3 protein-coding genes are annotated in these 1,849 nt (G+C 64.7%); 2 read left to right on the top strand and 1 reads right to left on the bottom strand.

The genetic code is table 11. The annotated features are described in order from the left end of the window. The first annotated feature begins 51 nt into the window (after nucleotides 1-51). Complete coding sequence (locus tag ACSU04_RS18390) at nucleotides 52-849, top strand: enoyl-CoA hydratase-related protein (protein WP_439290568.1); 798 nt, start codon at nucleotides 52-54, stop codon at nucleotides 847-849. Next, entirely contained in the window at nucleotides 846-1,634 is a 789-nt protein-coding gene (locus ACSU04_RS18385) for an enoyl-CoA hydratase/isomerase family protein (protein ID WP_439290567.1), read from the top strand. Before ACSU04_RS18390 ends, ACSU04_RS18385 begins: the two co-directional genes overlap by 4 nt. Here ACSU04_RS18385 and ACSU04_RS18380 read toward each other — a convergent pair. Further along, nucleotides 1,621-1,849 (bottom strand): alpha/beta fold hydrolase (locus tag ACSU04_RS18380; protein ID WP_439290566.1); only part of this gene is annotated, 229 nt, incomplete at its 5' end. The two genes, ACSU04_RS18385 and ACSU04_RS18380, sit on opposite strands and share 14 nt — an antisense overlap.

Raw genomic sequence — 1,849 nt, 5'->3', positions numbered from 1 at the left:
ACCCATCGCAGATGATCTTGAAGTCTCAAGTCGGTGCAGCAGTGCTGCGCCTTGGTCAAGGAAGGCTGTATAAGAATGACGCTCGAACAATCCCTGGTGGATCTGCAGGTTCGCGAGGATGGCGTAGCGACACTGACGCTCGACGATGCCGCACGGCGCAATGCCGTGTCCAGGCAGATGAGTCTTGATGTTGAAGCAGCGTGTGAGCGCATCGAAGCCGATTCCCGGGTGAAGGTAGTGGTGGTGACCGGGGTCGGCTCAGTGTTCTCCGCGGGCGGGGACGTTGACGCGCTGGCCAACCCGGATTTCGATCTCGCGCCTCTCTACCGTGGCTTCCGCGCGGTTCACCTGTTGTCGGTTCCAACGATCGCGGCCATCAATGGGCCGGCGATCGGTGCGGGCGCCAACTTCGCCTTGGCGTGTGATGTACGTGTTGCTGCACGCTCGGCCAAGTTTGATGCGACGTTCCTCGACATCGCTATCCATCCGGGGGGAGGCTACCTCTGGCGGATGAACAATGCGATCGGCAAGCAGGCGACTTCGGCCGTGGTGTTGATGGGCGAGAAGCTCACTGCCGAACGAGCGCTGGATCTTGGCCTGGTGTGGAGCGTCGTCGACGACGCCGACCTGATGGGGGAGGCGAACAGGCTCGCCACGCGCGTGGCGGCGCGTTCGCCCGAGGTCGTCCGCCGCACCAAGGCTTCTCTGCGTGCGAGCATTCCTCTCCACGATGAGCGACTGGCCATCGACTTAGAGGAGATCGGTCAACTGTGGAGCATGGGACGCCCCGCCTACCGGGAGGCCACCGCGAAGTTGCTGGCGCGCCTGCGTCCCTCGTCCGATCGATGATCACCCTCTCGGCCCCGGTCAGCGGCGTTCTTCAGATCAAGATCGATCGCGGCGGCCGCCGCAATGCCATCGACGCGGACGGGTTTCGTCAGCTCGCTGCGGCCTGGGATGAACTCGAGCAGTCAGACGCAAGGGTCGGGATCATTACTGGAGCGGGCGGCGACTTCAGTTCCGGCGCCGACTTGGCCAGCATTTCACGCGAGGTCGCTGCGGCGAATCGTGAGGGCGGGGGCGGCTCGATCTGGGCCGCAATCCACCGTGCCGTCCTGCGTGACCAAAACCTGCAGAAGCCGGTTGTCTCGGCGATTGAAGGCATCTGCTTCGGCGCCGGCATGGAACTGGCGGGTGCCACGGACATCCGGATCGCCTCCCGGTCGGCCCGCTTCGCACTACCGGAGGTTCGTCACGGCGTGGTTGCCAGTGGAGGATCGTTGGCTCGGCTGCCGAGGCAGGTGCCCTACGCTGTCGCGATGGAGATCCTCCTGACCGGAGAGGAGAAGTCCGCGGCGGACATGGAGCGTTGGGGATTCTTGAATCGTGTGGTGGAAGACGGCGCCGCGCTGAGTACCGCGCTCGAGCTCGCACAGCGCATCGCCGACAACGCACCGGCAGCGGTTCGCGCGACCAAGCGCACGGTGGCTCTGGGGTTCAGGGACACTCTCATGGAGGCGTACGAAATCGAACGGGCGACTGAAGCCGAGGTCATGCGCGGTGATGAGGCCAGGGAGGGTGCCCGCGCCTTTGCAGAGCGCCGGTCGCCCTCTTGGCGGCTCACGGGTCAGTGAGTGCTGACCTGATCGGTGTGGTGAGTGCGAGTTCCACCTCGCGGATCAACTGATCAGGACGTTCGAGCGGCACGTGGTGGCCGCAGTCGGAGATGGTTCGAGACGTCGCGAGCCTGCCGAGCTTGGCCAGCATGCGACGTTCCATGTCGGCGTCGACCAGACCGTCGTCGCCGCGGATCAACACCGTCGGAACCCGCGTGGGCCGTAGATCATCC

Source organism: Microbacterium sp. A84 (genome assembly GCF_051842815.1).
Taxonomy (GTDB): Bacteria; Actinomycetota; Actinomycetes; order Actinomycetales; family Microbacteriaceae; genus Microbacterium.
Note: the sequence above shows the minus strand (reverse complement) of the source record. Positions and strands in the feature narration are given on the sequence as shown.